Below are 18,526 nucleotides of genomic sequence, written 5' to 3'. Positions count from 1 at the left end.
CGTGATCGTCGATCCGCAGTACCGGTGCGGGATGTTCACCCAGTACGTGTTCATGTATCCCTGTGGTGTGGTGATCGGTGATGACCAGCACAGGTGCGGCGTCGTCGAGAATGTGCTTGATGCGTTCGGCGGGGTAGTCGGGGTCGATCGGCACATACGCCGCCCCGGCACGGATCACCCCGGCCAAGGCGACCACCAGATCGGCCGAGCGCGGCAGTGCGACCGCGACCCGATTCCCGACCCGCACGCCCTCCTCGACGAGTTGGTGGGCGAGAGCGTTGACCCGCGCGTCAAGGTCGCCATAGGTGAGTTCAGTGCCGTCATCAGCGATGACCGCGATCGTGCCCGGGCTCGCCGCGACCTGCCGGCGCACCAACTCGTCAAGAGTCACCCGAGGAACGTCGGGCGTCTCGCCTTGTGCCCACGCCGGATCCGGACCATCAGCACCGGGTGTGAACCCGGTGCTCAGCTGATGCAGCGTCTGGGTGGGGGAACCACGGAGGGCGGTGCTGAGGAAATGGCTGAACTGCTCAGCGTGCCAATGCGGGTTGCCGGTGGTGGAGCCCGTGGACAGCTCCAGCCGGATTCCGGTACCGGGATGGCGGTAGACCGCGAGGTCCAGTGACCCGACCGGGCCGGTACTGATGGTTTCGGGGACCGCATCGATACCGCCCAGGCGCGGCATCGATTCGAAAAGTCTGATGTTGATCGTCGGAAGTGCCAGATACGACGCCTGACCATCCGGCCACGAACGCGCGATCTGGTGATCCTCTGCAGTGGCGTGACGCCGGGAAGTCCTCAACTGGTCCGCGACGACACCAAGGACATCGGCAAAGACGTGATACGGGCTGATCGCGGTGACAACCGGGATCGCCCTCGAAAGCGCACTCGGTGTCTTCAATGCTTCGCGGTCATCGCGCAACATCAAGGGAACCCGGACCGCTACACAGTCACGACCCTCGACCAGAGCCGAGTAGACGCCCCACAGGGCGATCAGGGCATCGGTCCAGGAAACCCGCGCGGCACGGGCGGACTGCTGAACCTTCGCATAGGTGTCGTCGGCTATCGGAACGGAAACCGGCTGGCTCGAGGCTACGAAGACTTCCGACAGGTCCTCCACCTGAGTGGTGCCCCCGACCCCGAGGACACCGCTCCAGTACGCGAGATCTTCCTCGGCATCGGAATCAGCGTGCCTGCTGGAGTCCGTGATGTCTTCCAGAGCACCGAACCAGCGCTCCGGGACCGGGTCGCCGGTCCGGCGCGCGGAATAGACCTCGGCGACACGGCGGATGAACAAAGAGATGCTGTAGCCGTCGACGAGCAGGATGTCGGTGATCAGGATCCACGCCCAGGCACCGTTCTCACGCCGGACAAGCATCGACTTCGTCGCCGGCTCCCCGCCCGCGGCAGTCGGCGCCGCCGAGAGCTGCCCGCGCGCCAGCACCCGGACCCGGTCATCACCCAGCCCGGCATCGACGATCTCCGTCGAGAGCGTCATGGCGGTGTCGACGTACTGGAAAGGAACGCCGTCATCGTCACCGAAACGCACCCGTAGCGCATCCGTCTCCGCGAACACAGCACTCACCGACGACGCGAACACGACCGGATCGACCGGACCCTCCAGCCAGATCAGCTGACCCGCACCAAACACCGAGGACTCGGGAGCAAGCTTCCGAGCCACCCAGTTGCCCCGCTGACTCGCAGTCAACTGCACACGATCAAGAGCCGTCAACGGAAGCACTCCCACTTCTCTTGAGACCAGGTCGAGCCGACCGGGGCAGGAATCGCCGCAACATTAATGAAGGTTAGGCTAACCTTATAATCTAGGTGTGCGGGGTCAGGTCGTTTCGGTTGCGGGTGCCGCTGGTGGACGTTCACGGCCCAAGGGCACGACTGACGGGGTACCGGCGACCGGATCGGGTACGACGAGGCAGCGGAGCCCGAAGACCTCGTGCACGAGGTCGGCGGTCACGATCTCGGCCGGCGGGCCTTCGGCGACGACACGGCCGTCCTTCATGGCGATCAGGTGGGTGGCATAGCGGGCGGCATGGTTCAGGTCGTGCAGCACGGCGACCAGGGTGTGGCCGACGTGGTGCAGGTCGGTGAACAGCTCCATCAGCTCGATCTGATGGGTGATGTCGAGGAAGGTGGTCGGCTCGTCGAGCAGCATGATGCTGGTGTGCTGCGCGAGCGCCATGGCCACCCACACCCGCTGGCGCTGACCACCCGACAACTCGTCGACCAGGCGGCCGGACAGGTCGGTGACCGCGGTTTGGTCCATCGCCCGCAGTACGGCCTGCTCGTCGGCCTCGGTCCACTGCCTGATGAACCCCTGATGCGGATACCGGCCCCTGGCCACCAGATCGCCCACGGTGATGCCCTCTGGGGCGATGGAGGTCTGCGGCAGCAGTCCGACCCGCCGCGCCACCTCCTTGGTCTTGAAGGAGTTGATGTCGGCGCCGTCGAGAACGACCTGCCCGGCCGACGGTTTCAACAGCCGGGACAGGCCGCGTAGCAGGGTGGACTTGCCGCACGCGTTCGGACCCACGATCACGGTGAACGACTCGTCGGGGATCGCCACCGACAGCTCTCGGGATATGACGCGTTTGTCGTAGCCGATCGTCGCCGACTCCACGTGGAGTCGTGAGCCGCTCGGGTGCGGAGTGGACGCGGGTGCGTCTGCCGCTGCCGCAAGACCGTCGACAGCGCTGGTGTTGGTGCTCAAAGGCGTCTCCTGGCCTCGGTGATCAGCAGCCAGCCGAGGTACCCACCACCGAGCATGACGGTGATGATGCCGACCGGCAACGGGGTTGGGGCGACGTGCTGGGCGAGGTAGTCCGCCGTCAGACAGAGCAGCGCGCCGACCAGAGCGGCGGGAACGAGGGTGATCCCCGCGCCCCGGGTCAGTCGGCGTCCGATCTGTGGCGCGACGAGCGAGATGAACGCGATCGGGCCCGACGCGGCCGTGACCGTCGCCGTCAACGCCACCCCCAGCACGATCAGCCCGAGACGGGTTGCCGAGACCCGTACTCCCTGGGCCGCGGCCGCGTCGTCACCCAGCTCCAGTTGCCGCATCGTCCGGCTCAACATCGCCGCCAGCAGCAGGAGTACGGCGATGCAGGAGCCGCCGAAGACGACCTGGGCCGAGGAGACACCGTTGAGTGACCCGGCCCTCCATGCCGCGGCGGCCATCGCCTGGTCCAGGTCGGATTTGAGGATCAGCCAGACGTTGAGCGAGCCGAGCATCGCCGAGATGCCGAGTCCCACGATGATCAGGCGGAACCCCTGCACGCCTCGCCGGTAGGCGAGCATGTACACGGCGAGGGCCGTCGCGATTCCGCCGAGCAGGGCTCCGCCGACCAACTGCCAGTAGGTTCCGTTGATGAGGAGGATCACGATCAGCGCCCCGGTGTAGGAGCCGTCGGTGAACCCGATGATGCCAGGGTCGGCGAGCGGGTTGCGCAGCGTCGACTGGAAGATCGCGCCGCTCACCCCCAGCGCGGCGCCGAACACCAGCGCCGCGGCGACGCGGGGCAGCCGCCACTCGACCACGATGTCGTGGACGAGCCCGGTTGTGCCACCGGTCAGCGAGGAGACCACCTGTCCTGGACTGAGCTGGTACGAGCCGGTCATCAGCGCGAGCACTGCCATGCAGGCGACCGCCAGTGCGAGGATCGAGCAGACGATGACCGAGCGCCACTCGAACCGCACCGCGACACTGCGACGCCGCAGCACCAGCACCCGCCGCCCGAAGTCCACGCGGCGCGTCCCCGGCGACCAGGCCGTCCGGGAGGAACCAGGGTGCGGATCGAATCCGCTGCGCGCGCTCACAGCCCGCTCGCTTTCTTCTGCCGCACCAGGGCGATGAGTACAGGGGCGCCCACGAAGGCGGTGACGATGCCTACGGGGATCTCGCCGGGCCGCATCACGACCCGCCCGAGAATGTCGGAGGCCAGGAGCAGGATCGGGGCCAGCAGCACGCTGTAGGCGAAGATCCAGCGCTGGTCCGGGCCGACGATCCAGCGCGCGACATGCGGGACCATCAGTCCGACGAAGCCGATCGGCCCGGCGATCGCGGTGGCGCCGCCGGCGAGCAGGGTCAGCGCGATGATCGCGATGATCCGCGTGCGTACCAGCCGGACGCCTTGGGCGACGGCCAGCTCGTCGCCGAGGGCCATGGCGTTGAGCGGGCCTGACACCGCGAAGGCCAGGATGAGCGCGATCGCGAAGAACGGCAGGGTCGGCCACAGCAGGTCGAGCGGGCGGCTCACGATCGAACCGGCGTTCCAGGATCGCATCGCGTCGAAGGCGTCCGGGTTGGTCAGCTCCAGTGCCGAGCCGGCACCATTGAGCACCAGGCCGACGCAGACCCCGGCGAGAACCGTCATCACCGGCGATTGGCCGCGTCGGGTCGACCCGAGGGCGAGCACCACGAGTGTGACGATCAGCGCTCCGGCAAAGGCGAACCACATGTAGCTCTGAATGTCGCGGACTCCGAGCAGCCCCACGGCGACCGTCACCGCGAAGGAGGCGCCCGCGTTCACTCCGAGGATGCCCGGATCGGCCAGCGGATTGCGGGTCAGCGCCTGGATCAACGCCCCGGAGACCCCCAGCGCCGTACCCACGACCAGTCCGACGATGGTGCGCGGCAGCCGGAAATCGCGGATCGCCAGCTGATCGATGTCGTTCGATGGATGGAACAGGGCATCCCACACCACGGTGGGCGGGATGGCCGTCGAACCGATCATCATGCTCGCCACCAGCAACCCCAGGAGCACGGTGAGCGCGACGAGCAGGCCGATCAGACGACGCCGCGGTCCGGACACCGTCTTGGTGCCCGGACCGACGGGTCGTCGCAGCACGAGGTCCGTCACTTCTTGGCGGGGAGGGTCGCCAGTGCGGTGTTGAGCGAGTCCAGGTACCGCAGAACGGCGCCGTAGGAGTTGTTCCCGGGGCAGAAGACCCCGAGCGCGTCACCGGACTTCACGGTTGACAGTGCCTTCCAGGTGTTGGTCTCAACCACCGGCGCGAAGGCCTCTGTCGGCTGGCCCTCGGCGTCGGCGGGGTAGGTGATCACGTTGTACTTGGACAGCTTCGTGAGCTGCTCGAAAGGCAAGGACGTGTAGGCCAACGGGTCGGCGCCGGCGGCTGCCTTGGGGAAGTTCAGACCGATGTCGTCCTGGGCGATTTCGACGCACCCGATGTCCGCGATGACGAACGTCCCGGGATCGGAGTTCGAGTAGCGGTCGAGATTGACGAACTTGGTGCTCTTGATGAGGTCCGCGTACGTCTGCTTCATCTTGGTGACGCGTGCCTCGTAGTCCGCCTTCTGCTGGGCGAGTGCCTCCTTCACGTTGCCGGCCTCCGCGATCGCATCGGCGAGCGTCTTCCACTCGGTGTCGAGTCCCCAGAAGACTGTCGGGGCGATCGCCTTGAGCTGCTTCTCGATCTTCTTGAACTCGGCATCGGGAATCTGGACCAGGATGAGGTCCGGCTTGAGGCTGGCGACCTTTTCGAGATCCACCTCGTCACCGAGGTTCGTGGCCTTCTCGAACGTTGCGCGCTGTTCCTCCGGCAACAAGCTGAGTTCGGACTCAGCCACCCCGGTGACGCCCACCGGCTTGCCACCCATGTCGATGTACGGCAGGTCCGTGTTGCCGATCGTGACGACCCGCTTCGGGGCGGCGGGGACCTTGATGGCGCCGTTGCCGGCCTTGACGGTTCGGGTCTCGGCAGTCTTGCCGCCGGCGTTGTCGCCACTGTCGTCGTCGCTGCCGCAGGCCGTGAGGACGAGCGCGGCGCTCAGGATCGCGGCGGTCAGGGCCGCGCCGCGCCGTCTCTGGGGTGTCGTGGTCATGGGTGTGCTCTTCCTTTTCTTCTTCACTTAGGTGCGGGAGGTCAGTGGGTGCCGACGGGCACGAGTTCGTGCGCGGTGGTGCCCCATGCGACGGTGTGTGTGGTTGTGCGGACCAGTCCACCGAGTCGAGTTCGGCTGCGGTGCGCAGGCGGGAGCTGTGCACGGTGATGCCGAGCAGGTCTGCTTCGCCGTCGTGCTTGTCCAGGGCGTGGGCGGCGTCTGGGTCGGGTAGGGCTGAGGGTGCGGCTGATGAACACGGTGTCGGAGGCCGGGCTGGGCTTGAAGACGGATGGCTGGATCACGCCGCCGGAGTGGATCACCAGATGCCGGACTCCGGCGAGTGGCTCGGACTTGGCGATCGACACGGTCGGCGTGGACTGGAACTTTGCCAGGCGTTCCAGGCAGCGGTCCTCGTAGCGCTGTTCGGCTCGCACGTCAGCGAAGGTCTGCCCGGTCACAGATGCGTAGGAGGGACGGCCGGTGTGGATCGATTCGGTGAGTCCGTGGATGCCGAGAGTCTCCCGACCTGCCACTCCAACGGGGTGCAGAGTGTCCACGACGAACTCGTTCGTCAGAACCTCGCCCACCGCCGTCAGGCCGTAGTGGTCTGGTTCGGTCTCGGTCAGGATGCCCACAGCGTGCAGGTGGCGCAGCGGCTTGCCCAGCGCTCGATCCTGGCTTTCGGTCCTGCCTGCCAGGTCCGCGACACCGGTGACGCCGCGGGAGATCAGCGCGGGTGCGCCCAGCTCGACGGCGGTGCGGATCGCGATCAGCCGGATCAGCGCGGTCAGTTCATGGCGCTTCTCGAAAGGCGTGATCGACGTCTCGGGGGCGGGTACCGCCTCGTCAGGCTCCAGGGCGACGCCCTTGCCACGGCGCCAGTATCCGGTGAACTCGATGTCCTCCTGCGGCACTTCCCGGTCTTCGACCAGATGGCGGCGCAGATCCCGTACCGCCGTATGCTCCCCGGCGGCCCAGGCGAACGGGCGGCCCACCCACCAGTTGGTGTTCCCGACCGCGTCCCGCAGGAGGCTGGTCGTACCCGCCCCAGCGCCGTCGCGTACCAACCAGGTCACCTCGATGTGGGGCAGCGCCCGCAGTTCCAGCCGGTGAGCATCCCCGGCGACCTCGACGAACACCTGTGCCCGCGCGTTGTCAGGGAGTTCGTCGAGTATGCGGGCGATCGCGGGGATCGCAGTGTCGTCACCGGCGACAAGGAGCCAGTGCGTGTCGTGCCGGAGCGCACGAGACAGGCTCGGGCCGTAGAAGTAGATGCGGTCACCGACCTGGGCGCGGTACGCCCAGGTGGTACCCACGCCGACGCCGTGCCTGACGAGGTCCGCGCCCAGCTCGCCTGCCTCGGGGTCCCAGCGACGCACCGTGGAGACCTTCGACAGGGGCTGCGGGTTCCTCGGCAGGTCCACGCCGTTCTCCCGCTGCACCGGCTCGGCACGGCCGGGGTGACGGAACATCAGACGGATGTCGTCATTGAATCCAGGGGAGTCGAAGGCCGACTGAGGGAAGCCGTTCGCCGAGGTGCACTCGAAGAGTTGCTCGCCGCTCAGCGTGATCGGTCGCATCCCCGGCGTCAGGTCCACGACCCGCACGACTTCGACCTCCCGCAGGTTCATGGGGTGCGCCGTGAGACGGCGTGAGGTCTTCGGCATGCTGAGAGCGGGCCTTTCCGATCTGTTTCCGGGCTGATGAAGCCGCGCCCCGTCGACGCAAGCCTCGGCTCATATTAGGTAACCCTTACCTCAAAAGCCAGCGGTGAACACCGGCTGCCCGCCGTCGATTTCGGGAGCAGGTCGGGTTCGCCAGGTCATCACCGCCGCCCGTTGCTGATCTGGGTCCACACCGGCACAGCACACGTACACATCGACGGCGCTGAGGCGTTCCTACTCAAGACCGGAGCGGGCACCTGGATTCCCGTAGACGGGTGGAAGCACCGTGCGGTTGTGAGCGAGCCGGGTACCGTTTCCGGCATGGTCGCAGTGTCGGGATAGATCAATGCGGAGCAGATCAACCCGGCCGTGGCGGGCGGCTTCCGTGCCGAAGGCGATCATCAGGTGCGATTTACGGGTGCCGAAGTCGCCGAACAGGCATAGTGGCAGGCCCTTCTTCACCCATTCACGGTTGGCCAGTGAGTGCACGACGGCGGGGTCGACGTCGGGGTTGGCGGAGCCCTCGAGGAAGGCCTGCTGGCCGGAGGAGGCGAGCACCCGGGTCGTGTCCCCTGTCGTGGTGCAGCCGATCACGGTCCGTCGCCTCCGCTTCGGAGCCGTCCGGTTCGTGCCGCTGCCGGCCGTCGTGCGATCACCGCTGGTCCCGGTCCGGCGAGCCTCAACAGGCCCTCCGATGAGGGCGATTTGGGGCCGCAACCTGGGATTCAGTGAGCTTGATCGGCTACACCACTCGGCGGGACGCCATCAACACCCGGTGCACGGCCTTGCCGAATACGACGACCGAGACGAGCCCAGATAGAGTGTGACCTGCGCGCTGGCCAGCTTGACGCTGCTTGCGTGGCGAAGGCCGCACTGGCCCCAACGCCGAAGCGATTGCGCGGTAGCCCAACCCCGTACTCACGCTGCGACGCCCGATTCGTCAGCCCGGCACGAGCTCACGACGGACCGCGGCGTAGAGATCGACCTTCTGCCACCAAACCAGTGGTGTCGGAACTCGCCTACGAAACCACACTGGTCGAGTCGGGTGCCGGTGGCCGGCTCACGTTCAGTGGGCCACTGCTGTTGCTGGCGGAGAACCATGCCGCCCACCAGCACCCGTTCGCGATATCACCGGCTTGGTGTCGAAGGCTCACCTCACGCGACCAGAAACCTGATCGTCCGCCCCTGGGACCGGCTCGGCGAGGTCGTTGCCCAAGGCGATGATGCGGTTGGTGGCGTCGACGTGTACGACCTTGGGCTGGTAGCCGACCAGTTCGGACTCCTCGGCCAGCACGAAAGACATGATGATCACCAGGTCGCCGGGGTGGACGAGATGTGCCGCCGCGCCGTTGATGCAGATGTCGCCACCTCCGGCGGGCCCGATGATGATGTAGGTCTCGAGACGGGCCCCGTTGGTGATGTCGACGACCTGGACTTTCTCGCCTTCGGTCAGGCCCGCGGCACGCGCGAGGTCTTCATCGAGTGTCAGCGAACCCACGTAGTGCAAGTCGGCCTGGGTGACGGTGGCGCGGTGGATTTTTCCGCCCAGGACTTCGCGAAGCATGTCCGGCTCCTCTGTGAGTTGTGCGGGGTGGGTTCTGCGGGATCAGTCGATGGTGTTCGGGCCGTCTTGCTAAGCAAGGGCGCCATCGGAGGTGCCGGCGGCCTTACCGGTGTTGTGTGTCTCGTTCCGGGAAATGTGATCGCGCAACGACTTCGGGCGAATGTCGGTCCAGTGCTCGTCGATCCAGTCGAGTACTTCCTGACGCGGTCTGCCGCCGGGTTCGCCGTACGCGATGCTCCAACCGGCTGGCACCGGCTTGAATGTCGGCCACAACGAGTGTTGCTCCTCGCGGTTGATCAGCGCGTAGAAGGAACCGTTGTCGTCGTCGAACGGGTTCTGGGCCATGAGCGCTGCTCCTCGTTGTCCTATCGGGGGTCGGTCCGGATCGCGGCAGGCAATCGTTGCTGGGTGGCGGGGTGATCGGGCTGCTCGTCGGTGATCGCACGCAGAATGTCGGCGGCGCGGACCGCGACGTTGGACAGCAGAGAGGAGGTCAACCCGTGACTGTGCTGGACCCCGCCATTGAGGAAGATCCGTTCGGGAACGCTGCGCAGACGCAGCCGGTAGTCACGCTCGACTATCGGGAGATCCCCCTCGAACGAGGACGACCCGTCAATGCTCGGCCCAAGCATGCTGCGGGTGTCTGCGGGACGGAACCCGGTGGCGAAGACGGCAGCGTCGACCTCGAGCGTGGTGTCGCCCCGGTTTCCCAGGTCACGGATCGTCATGGTGACCCCGTCGGAGCCCTCGCTCAGCCGCTCGATCCCGGTGACTCGGTGCACGATCAGCCGACGTACACCACGCGTGCTTTCGTCGTACTCACGCTGGTAGAGATCCTTGATGAGGTCGGCATCGACGGCGGAGTAGTTGGTCGGCCAGTGATAGTTCAGCAGTTGCTGCTTGAGCTCCGGCGGTGCCGTGTAGAACTCGTCAACCGCCTCCGGATCGAAGATGCGGTTGGCATAGGGCGTGTCATCGGACGGGGTATAGCCGTACCGGCGGAAGGACGCGTGCACTTCCGCATCGGGATATGAGTCGTGCAGGTACGCAGCGACCTCTGCCGCACTTTGCCCGGACCCTACGACAAGGAAGCGGCCGTGCTGCCGCGAGGGCAACTCGGCGAGTCTGTTCAGCAGTTGGTGGTTGTGGAACACCCGGGCGCCCGGCACGATCCCCTCGGGCAGCACCGGCTGAATACCGGAGCCGATCACGACATGACGTGCCGCGACCTTTGTCACCTCCGAGCTGTCGACCACGGACTCGAGCGTGACCTCGAACCGCCCGCCGTTCCAGTCGATACAGGTCGCCCTCTTACCGTAGGAGACCGGAAGGTCGATCCGGCTCGCAGCCCAGCTCAGGTAACCGTGGAACTCGCGTCTCGTCGGGAAGAACGTCTTGAGATTGATGAAGTCGGACAGCCGCCCCTGCTCATGCAGATAGTTCAGAAACGTGAGCGGACTGGTCGGGTTCCGCAGCGAGACCAGATCTTTGAGGAAACTGATCTGCATGGTCGTGCCCGGCAACAACATCCCGTCATGCCACCCGAACCGCTGCCGGGCATCGACGAACCTCGCCGTCAGCCGTCGGCCGGCACGACGGCGCTCATTGAGTTCCTCAATCGCGATCGCCAGGCTGAGATTTGACGGGCCAAAACCGATACCAAGAATGTCGACCTCACCGTCGGCACGATCTCCCGATCCGAGACGACGGTCACCACCCTGAATCAACTCATTCATAGTCATCCGGAAATTGACCCCTTTTGCCACAGGTCGCGAACGAACGACGCGACGACCGGACAGCCCTCATGAAGGGCCGACCATAGCACAAATGACTTAGGTAAGCCTAACTTTGGTTGGCGTGCGGCGCATGTCACCGCGACACAGCTCTGAGGTGATCGCCGGTCCGATCGGCGGCCGACGCTCGTCTCGAGGCATACGGGCCGCACGGCGGCATCCGGCCGCAAGTGTGCTCGTGTCCTGGGTGGTTGATCAGGCGAGCGAGCCGGTACGTCGCCCGATCACCATTCCCGCAGTCAGACCAGCACCTGTCGGGTAGTTCGCGCTGAAGAGCCCCCCGAGCGCTTCACCGCACGCGAAGAGTCCGGGGATGGGCTCACCGGACCGATCAAGCACCCGGCCATCAACGTCGCCGCGAAGGCCGCCGAAGGTGAAACTGATTCCGCAAGTCACCGGATACGCGTAGTACGGCGGCGCCTCGACCGCCGATGCCCAATTGCTCTTGACGGGCTCCACCGCTGCGCTGCGGCCGTCCTTTATCGTCGGATCGAGCGGACGGCTGGTGTCGATCGATGAGTTGAACTCGCGAACCGTCTGCACGAATCCGTCGACATCGACATCCATGGCCACGGCAAGCTCTTCGACGCTGTTGGCGACAACCGGGATGATCCCGGGCATCTCGTACTCGTACGCCGCCAGCATCGGGCGCGACTTTGCATCGAATACCTGAAAGGCTACCGAACCCGGCTGTTCGAGGATCACCTTGCCGTACTTCGCGTATGTGTAGTTGCGAAAGTCCGCGCCTTCGTCGAAGAACCGGTGACCCCGGCGGTTGACAACGATGCCGAGCGGATAGCCATACCGGCTGAGTCGGTTCGTCAAGGCGCGATTGCTCTCGTTCTCGGGAAATGACGCGTCCCAAGGAACGCTATGGCAAGTCGACCAGTCGCCTCCACGATCTGCACCTATCTCCAGAGCCGCGCGGATCAGGTCACCGGTGTTGTACGGCGTGCCACGCACCTTCGCGTGCTGCCAGCCGTCTCCCAGGTAGCGCTGACGCCATTGCGCGTTCGCCTCGAAACCGCCGCTGGCGATCACCACCGACTCCGCTGGAAGCTCCTGATCGCCTATCCGAACGCCAACGACCGAACCGCCATCAGCCATCAGCCCCGTGACCGAGCTGTCGTAGCGCACGTCGACTCCGAGTCGTGATGCGACGCGCTCATGGTCCGACATCAGCCCAGGTCCGCCGTCGACGTTGCACACATGCGATCCACCCCAGAACACGAAGGTCCCGTCGGGACTCTCATGAGCTTGCCTCTCGTACATCAGCTGGAATCGCAGTCCCAATGCATGCAGCCAGCGGACAGCGTCACGCGAGCCTTCGACGACGGCCTCGGCAAGTTCCCTGTCGCCTCGCCCTCCGGTGACCCGGTCCAGATCGGCCAGGAACTCCGCCGCCGAGTACGGCGGGACCTCAGTACGTGCGTGACGCTCATCAGGCTCGAGGATCTCGAGCAGGTCGCCGAGCCCGTCGTGCACCATCCGGGTCGAACCCAGGGTGTAGTAGCTGTTCCCACCGGCATGCGCCCGCGGCGCCTTCTCCAGCAGCACTACGCGTCGGCCACGCTCGGCCGCCGCGTGAGCCGCGCAGTAACCGGCGTTTCCGCCGCCCACCACAACAACCTCCGGATCGCGCATGTCCACCTCTCCGCCGACAGTCACATTCCTTCGGCAGCCAAGCTGCCTGTCAACCCAGGTGAATTGCCACCGATGACCCGACCGGCCGGCATCGACCGTGGCCAAGCTGAGCGGCGGCAACATCCGTGTGAGCTGCGGCCGGTCCTTGGTCCGCCACTCAGCCTGCAGCAATGTAGCTTAGCCTTACCTAAATTGAATGTTCGTGTGTTCTGGGCCACTGCCACTGCCACTGCCACTGCCACTGCCACTGCCACTGCCACTGATGTGACGAGTCGGGCGAGGGGCGTGCGCGGTAGCTTGACGGCCGGATTGAAGGTGATCAACCGCGCCTCGCTGTACATCGCGTCGTTGAGTGCCGTGCGCGCCGTGGCCGCGATCCGGTGCATCTGCGCGGGCCCGACCGGGCGGCGGGTCTGATGCAGGTTCGGGTGGCAGATTCGGTCACGCGGCCTGGAGGGCCGGTGTGGTCATGACGATCTCGAATTCGACGGGCGTCAGCCGGCCGAGCCTCCCTCACGCATCGCGTCACGGTGGTGCGGTGCACTCCGTTGCCGTCGGCCAGATCGCCGGGTCGCTGGTCACAGCCCAGCACTGCCGGCACGACAGCGGCGATCTTCCCCAGGGGCAGGGCACGCCACCGCGAGCCGATCTTCTTGAGGTGGCCGCGTATCAGGTTGGCGAGTCAGTTCAGGGTGGCACTCGACAGCGGCAGGCGGGCGGTGCAGACAAGGCCGTCAGAGCCCTCGGCGGAACTGCTACTTTTCGTCACATAAACTCAACTGTCGTCGGGAGCACATCAGTTACGGGCGTGCCCTGCGCGGTTTTGGACGTGCGGTGAACTGTCCGTCAGGGCGTTTGTGCAGCCAGCCGCGGTCGGCGGGCTTGGTCATCTTCGCCCGCAGAGATTCCAGTTTGCCGCGCACCGAGGCGTCCAGCCTCAGCCGCTCGCCGACCGCCCTGACCTGCACCGGGCCGTTGGCCTCCCGCGCGATGGCCGGGATCTTGCGGTAGGCGCCGGGCAGCGCGCCCTAGTCGGCCGCGTCCCTGCACCGCTGGATCAAGATGGCCGGCGAGCGGGTCCACTTCCAGGGCCTGCCCGCCCGTATCTGCTGGCTCGGCTACGGCGAGCGCGACAAGGCCGGCGAGCGGTTCAACGACATGGTGGCGAGCGGCGAGCTGGCGGCTCCGCTGGCCATCGGCCGCGACCACCTCGACTCCGGATCGGTGGCGTCGCCGTACCGCGAGACGGAGGCGATGCTCGACGGCTCGGACGCCATCGCCGACTGGCCGCTGCTGAACGCCATGGTCAATGTGGCCTCGGGCGCCAGCTGGGTCTCCATCCACCACGGTGGCGGCGTCGGCATGGGCCGCTCCATCCACGCGGGCCAGGTGTCCGTGGCCGACGGCACGAAGCTCGCCGGTGAGAAGATCCGGCGCGTGCTGACCAACGACCCCGGCATGGGCGTCATCCGGCACGTGGACGCGGGCTACGACATCGCGGTGTCCGTCGCCGACGAGCGGGGCGTGCGGGTGCCGATGCGTGAAGGTGACGACGCGTGACGCAGCAAGAGGGCCGCCCGCAGAGTGGCGGCCCGACCGACGGTTCGCGTGGAACGGGGCCGATGCCGAGTGCTGGGCCTGGTTCGAGGAGCAGGCTGCGGCGCGCGGGGCTGAGCTACGGGGTGGACCGGAACGGGAGCCGCTGGGCCTGACTCGGGGAGCCGGACGCCGGGCACGTCGTGGTCACGGGGTCGTGTCTGGACTTCGTGCCGGATGGTGGTGCCTTCGACGGGCCCTTTGGTGTCGTGTCCTCCTTCGCCGCGCTCGATGAACTCCGCGCCCGCCGGGCGACGTTCACCAAGCCCCTGGCCATCGTCAACTTCGGTGACGAGGAGGGTGCCCGGTTCGGGTTGGCCTGCGTCGGCTCGCGGCTCACCTCGGGGCAGCTCACCGTGGAGCAGGCGTACCGGCTGACCGACGGGGAGGGAGATCACCCTACCCCAGGCGGTGAAGGGCGCCGGTTATGACCTGGAGGGCATCGAGCCGGACCTCGAACGGCTGGCCCGGATCGGGGCGCTCGTCGAACTGCCTGTCCCTCGCCCCTCAAGGCGTAGACGGGTGGATGGCCGGGCGGGTGCCCGCCTGATTTCCAGGGTCAGGGCGTAGCGGTGATCCTGATCTCGGCCACCGTGCCGTCGCCCCGTAGAGTCAGCGCTCCCGGGCCTTGGTGACGTACGCAGTCAAGACGGCCGAGCGCCGTCTCCCGGCCGTCGGGTCCGATGACGGCGATTCCCTCGGTGGCGGCCATGACGAGCAGGGTCTCGCCCGCAGCGCACGCCATCTCCGTGCCTTGTGCGGAGGCGACGGTGCTCATCAGTACGTGTGCCGTGGCCCGGCCCCTGCGCGTCATCACGTTCATGTCGCGCACCGCGCCCGCTTCCAGCCGACAGTCCGTCGTCGCGTCTCCGGAGAAGGCGAACGGGCTCAACGGTTCGACCGGATGGGGGGTCCCGTCCACGGTCAGTACCATGCCCGCACCTTCGACCAGGGTGATCACGCGGTCGATTCCAGCAAAGGCAGAGAACGGACCTCCCGCGTCCACGTCCGCGACACTCACCCGCCAGTCGAAGCCGTCATCACGCCTGGCCGGGGCTGGGGCCGGGGGCACGGGCATGAGGCCTGACGTCACTTCCCTGGTCGTACCGCCGCCGTTCTTCCACGGCATACTGCGGTACTCGCTCCAGCGCAGAACATCTCCGCCCATCCGATGCCGCCTTTTCGTTCGGTCGTCCGCCCGACTGCCTTCGCCCGTGAACCTGGGCCACCACGAACCGCCACTGGGTCCCTCGGCCGTCGGGTTGTGCGAGTGAGTCCAGGCACGTGATCACTGAGCCCACGGGCAGCCTACGCGCAGGCCGAGCGCGGAGAACCGGGTGCCCCCCGGCGAGGGGAGTATCGGGCCTTGGGACCAGGCCCTGTCCTCTATCACGCTCCGGCTCAGTGACAACCGCGTGACTCCTTTCCCTGGGTGTCCATCTCCTGTTCCCTTCGCGAGCCAGCCACGTCGGCCGACAGTGGCCGCGTAGTGGGCCTTGGGCGCGGTCGGCAGGGTGAAGAATTCGCGAGCGGGGGAGTAAACGGCTGTCATCAGCCGCCGGAGAGGTCGTGTCCGGGGACGAGGAAGAAGCCCGGGTCCCGCCTGACCTGGTCAAGGGCGCAGGTGAGGCCTGCGGACTTTGAGACGCCGAAGAGCGGCGCGAGTTGGCGCATCGTCAAATTCGTGCGCCAGTAGGCCGACACGGGCAGTACCCGGTCCTCCAGCGGAAGGGACCACGGTCGGCCCTTGCGGACCGGATCCGCACCTTCGCGGCGCAGCGCGGTCACCAGCTTCCTGAAGGAACGCCGACTCAGCCCGCTGAACGGGGTTGTCCAAGACGACTCCGACGCCGTGATCACACCAGCCACCACAAGATCATTCCATGATGCCCGGCACAACATCGCGATCCTCTGCCTCCCTGCCCAGCGCCGGCCACGCCACATCCTGTAGCAACGTCCACGTTCAGTCTCTACAGTCACCCCATGGCCACCGAAGCCGAGCACCCAAGCCAGCCCGACATCACCGTGATGCTCACCAACCAGACGAGCGCGTGCAAGCCGGCACGCGAGGCCATCGCCGCCGGCGCCGAGGTAAGGGTTGTGGACGGGGCGGCACCCCACTGGATGGTCGCCGGCATCGCCGCAACAAGGTTGAGACGGTCGTTGAAGCGTGGCCTGCCCGAGACCATCGGCCTCGACGAAACCGTTGAGATCCTCGCACGGCACCGCGGCGAGCAACTGCTTACCGGGACCATCGACGCAGCAGACCGGATCTGGTTCTTCAATCTGTACTTCGACGCCACCGGGACCGAGCTCTTGGCCTGCAGCGGTGTCAAACGCTTTCGGAGGCCCAGCACCAAGGACTCGTTCGAGCCCTGAGCTGATCCGCATCTGTCCTCTGCCCGACCGTAGCCGCCACTACCTGCAGAACCTCACCTTCGAGAAGCAGGTCGTGGAGGCAGGCATGCCGAAGAAATCTCAACTTGAAACCGCTCAACGCGGCCGCGCGTGGTGCTGGCGAGCAAGACCCCGGACGGCGTGCACCAGCAGATCTGGGCGCATCTGCTGGTGCACCGAGCACGGAGGATCCTGATCTGCAGAACCGCAGCCGCCCCCGCTATCGATCCCGACCGGCTCTCATTCACCGAGACCCTGCGTGCAGCCCGCCGCAGTGTCACCACATCGCCCGGCGTCGTTTCCCCTGAACAGCTGGTCACCACCCTGATCCGGCTCCGTGACGACCTGCTGGACCGGCTCCCGCCGCCATGGCGATTGCGGGCCCAACCTCGCGTCGTGAAACGCAAGATGTCCAACTACCAGCTCAAACGGGCCGGACACCACACCTGGCCCCAGCCCACCAGACCACCCACCGAAGCCGTGACCATCCGTCCACCCAGCCGCGTAAATCAACGGCATTGCCTTTAGGGCCTGTCTGGGCATTCTTGCCGCCCCGGGCCAACCCTTTCCAGGTCCGCGGGGAAGAATGACTGCCACCAGGTCAGGCAGTCGGCCTGGCGGGGCCAGAGGGGGCGCGATGTCGAGCGGCGGAACTGATGTCATCGAGGCCTTGAGCGTGGCGGCCGGGGAACGACTGCGGGCGGGGGCGACGCCAGCCGCGGTCTGCAGCGAACTCGCCGCGCAGACGCGGTGGTGGTGGGACGCAGTGCTGGCCGTCGGTCAGGCGCTGGGAATCCCAGAGTCGGAGTTACTACGCCGCCTCCACGGTGACCCAGCGCGGGTGCAGAGCGAGTTGCACCCGGGCGAAGAAGAGCTGTACGGCGGACTTATGGAGACGCTCGGTGTGTTCGACGTTGCCAAGCAACTCGACGAACGGGAGCTGCTGATCGCGGAACACCTGCGGACCGCGATGGGTGCCATGGGCGGCGTGGCGAGCGGTCTTGCTCTGAGCCTCTCGCGCTGGTTTGTCATGGGCGAGTTGGCAAGCGCGTTCTGCTCACTTGCGCGCAGCGGTCCACGTGACACCCGCAGTCGGCCTGCGGAATTCTGGGAAGCCCTCGTAAGTGCTGGGGAACTCCTCGAACCAGCGGACGAGAACGAGCATGGGGCCGTGGCGCAGGCTCTTGACGAGTGCCGGGCACACCGGGCCCGCTGCACCCGCTCAGGCCGGACCGGCGGATGATCACCTGGCTGGTTCGCGGAGCCAGAGGAACAGAGAGGCCAGGACGACTCCGGCGCGGTAGCGGTCGGCGAGTTTGCCGAAGCGTGCGTCGACCGCGCGGAACTGCTTGAGGCGGGCGAAGCATCTCTCCATCACGTTGCGGTCGCGGTAGATCTCCTTGTCGAAGGCGGGTGGTCGGCCGCCAAGACGCCCCGGCGTCGGCGGGTGGCCTCCTGGCCGCGGCACTCGGGGATCGTGGCGGCGATGCCCCGGCGCCGCAGCAGGTGGCGGATCGCCCAGCTCGAATACGCCCTGGCGCCGCGGACCAGGTCCGGCCAGCTGCGCGGGCGGCCCGGGTCCGCGGCGCGGATGCGTAAGCCGTCCAGCAGAGTCCCAGTCCCTGCTGCCGTGCGTCGGCCCCACGCGATCACCCAATCAGGAACCCCTGTTCGACGAGGCCGGCACCGTGATCGAAAAGCGGATGACGTCTCAGCGGCACGGACTCACTGAGCCTTTCCCAGTAACGGATCATGACGTTGTGTGATTGATCAGATGGTGCGGTCGTACTCGAGTTGGAGCAGGACGCGAGCTGCGGCGGCGATCTGCGTGATGCGGCTGGGGTCGAGGCTGACCATGCGCAGGGCCTTGAAGGTCGTCTTGAGCAGGGAGTTGGCGCGCTCGCAGACGCCGTGGATGCCGCGGATGACCTTGTTGTAGGTCTGCTGGGCCTGGGTCAGTTCGCTTCCGGCGGGCTTCTTGTGCGGGTGGCGGAAGCCGTCGCCGGTGTGC

General features: G+C 66.7%; 15 protein-coding genes and 6 pseudogenes. 5 read left to right on the top strand and 16 right to left on the bottom strand.

From position 1 onward, the window contains the following. The 12 genes and pseudogenes from HLK59_RS38455 to HLK59_RS52500 all read right to left on the bottom strand — a co-directional run. A partial coding sequence (locus tag HLK59_RS38455; RefSeq protein ID WP_171146272.1) for an AMP-binding protein occupies window positions 1-1,732 on the bottom strand: 1,732 nt, incomplete at its 3' end. A 105-nt stretch (window positions 1,733-1,837) separates the two neighbouring features. Then, window positions 1,838-2,635, bottom strand: a complete 798-nt coding sequence (locus HLK59_RS38450; RefSeq protein ID WP_346779912.1) for an ABC transporter ATP-binding protein — start codon at window positions 2,633-2,635, stop codon at window positions 1,838-1,840. Between the two features lie 86 nt (window positions 2,636-2,721). Continuing rightward, window positions 2,722-3,759 (bottom strand): iron chelate uptake ABC transporter family permease subunit, encoded by a 1,038-nt coding sequence (locus HLK59_RS38445; RefSeq protein ID WP_171146270.1) that lies wholly within the window; start codon window positions 3,757-3,759, stop codon window positions 2,722-2,724. A 68-nt stretch (window positions 3,760-3,827) separates the two neighbouring features. Continuing rightward, a complete protein-coding gene (locus tag HLK59_RS38440; RefSeq protein ID WP_346779911.1) occupies window positions 3,828-4,862 on the bottom strand; it encodes an iron chelate uptake ABC transporter family permease subunit in 1,035 nt (344 codons plus the stop codon). Between the two features lie 8 nt (window positions 4,863-4,870). Further along, window positions 4,871-5,857 (bottom strand): ABC transporter substrate-binding protein, encoded by a 987-nt coding sequence (locus HLK59_RS38435; RefSeq protein ID WP_171146269.1) that lies wholly within the window; start codon window positions 5,855-5,857, stop codon window positions 4,871-4,873. Between the two features lie 41 nt (window positions 5,858-5,898). Next, the gene (locus HLK59_RS38430) at window positions 5,899-7,524 is read right to left on the bottom strand and encodes a siderophore-interacting protein (RefSeq protein WP_206328091.1); all 1,626 of its coding nucleotides are present in this window, start codon (window positions 7,522-7,524) and stop codon (window positions 5,899-5,901) included. Between the two features lie 372 nt (window positions 7,525-7,896). After that, window positions 7,897-8,037 (bottom strand): annotated as a pseudogene (locus tag HLK59_RS51520) (AAA family ATPase); the annotation flags it as partial. Between the two features lie 634 nt (window positions 8,038-8,671). Further along, the gene (gene panD, locus HLK59_RS38420) at window positions 8,672-9,085 is read right to left on the bottom strand and encodes an aspartate 1-decarboxylase (protein WP_171146268.1); all 414 of its coding nucleotides are present in this window, start codon (window positions 9,083-9,085) and stop codon (window positions 8,672-8,674) included. 69 nt (window positions 9,086-9,154) lie between these two features. Further along, window positions 9,155-9,430, bottom strand: a complete 276-nt coding sequence (locus tag HLK59_RS38415; protein ID WP_171146267.1) for an MbtH family NRPS accessory protein — start codon at window positions 9,428-9,430, stop codon at window positions 9,155-9,157. A 20-nt stretch (window positions 9,431-9,450) separates the two neighbouring features. Further along, window positions 9,451-10,827 (bottom strand): SidA/IucD/PvdA family monooxygenase, encoded by a 1,377-nt coding sequence (locus HLK59_RS38410; RefSeq protein ID WP_240982889.1) that lies wholly within the window; start codon window positions 10,825-10,827, stop codon window positions 9,451-9,453. 246 nt (window positions 10,828-11,073) lie between these two features. Next, window positions 11,074-12,522, bottom strand: coding sequence for an FAD-dependent tricarballylate dehydrogenase TcuA (gene tcuA, locus HLK59_RS38405; RefSeq protein ID WP_171146266.1), 1,449 nt, complete (start codon window positions 12,520-12,522; stop codon window positions 11,074-11,076). 508 nt (window positions 12,523-13,030) lie between these two features. Continuing rightward, window positions 13,031-13,291, bottom strand: a pseudogene (locus tag HLK59_RS52500) (IS5/IS1182 family transposase); the annotation flags it as partial. 272 nt (window positions 13,292-13,563) lie between these two features. On the opposite strand from HLK59_RS52500, the pseudogene HLK59_RS38400 reads away from it, so the two are divergent. Then, a pseudogene (locus HLK59_RS38400) lies at window positions 13,564-14,082 on the top strand (urocanate hydratase); the annotation flags it as partial. After that, window positions 14,069-14,622, top strand: a pseudogene (locus HLK59_RS38395) (allantoate amidohydrolase); the annotation flags it as partial. The pseudogenes HLK59_RS38400 and HLK59_RS38395, both read left to right, overlap by 14 nt. Before the next feature lie 55 nt (window positions 14,623-14,677). On the opposite strand, the gene HLK59_RS38390 reads toward HLK59_RS38395, so the two are convergent. Continuing rightward, a complete protein-coding gene (locus HLK59_RS38390; protein ID WP_171146265.1) occupies window positions 14,678-15,286 on the bottom strand; it encodes a HutD family protein in 609 nt (202 codons plus the stop codon). Window positions 15,287-15,750: 464 nt separating this feature from the next. After that, window positions 15,751-15,987 (bottom strand): annotated as a pseudogene (locus HLK59_RS38385) (transposase family protein); the annotation flags it as partial. Between the two features lie 114 nt (window positions 15,988-16,101). Between HLK59_RS38385 and HLK59_RS38380 the strand changes: the two are divergent. From HLK59_RS38380 to HLK59_RS38370, 3 genes are all read left to right on the top strand, one after another. After that, on the top strand, window positions 16,102-16,497 hold the full coding sequence (locus HLK59_RS38380; RefSeq protein WP_171146264.1) for a hypothetical protein: 396 nt from the start codon (window positions 16,102-16,104) through the stop codon (window positions 16,495-16,497). A 129-nt stretch (window positions 16,498-16,626) separates the two neighbouring features. Further along, entirely contained in the window at window positions 16,627-17,043 is a 417-nt protein-coding gene (locus HLK59_RS38375) for a hypothetical protein (RefSeq protein ID WP_171146263.1), read from the top strand. 109 nt (window positions 17,044-17,152) lie between these two features. Then, the gene (locus tag HLK59_RS38370; RefSeq protein WP_171146262.1) at window positions 17,153-17,758 is read left to right on the top strand and encodes a hypothetical protein; all 606 of its coding nucleotides are present in this window, start codon (window positions 17,153-17,155) and stop codon (window positions 17,756-17,758) included. Here the strand turns inward: HLK59_RS38370 and HLK59_RS51515 are convergent. Next, window positions 17,759-18,129, bottom strand: a pseudogene (locus HLK59_RS51515) (transposase); the annotation flags it as partial. It abuts the gene before it with no gap. A gap of 156 nt (window positions 18,130-18,285) precedes the next feature. Further along, window positions 18,286-18,526 (bottom strand): transposase family protein (locus HLK59_RS51510; protein ID WP_240982888.1); only part of this gene is annotated, 241 nt, incomplete at its 5' end.

Origin of the sequence: Streptomyces sp. S3(2020) (assembly GCF_013044505.1) — a bacterium.
In the GTDB taxonomy this organism is placed as follows: domain Bacteria; phylum Actinomycetota; class Actinomycetes; order Streptomycetales; family Streptomycetaceae; genus Streptomyces.
This window is presented reverse-complemented; position numbering and strand designations above follow the sequence as displayed.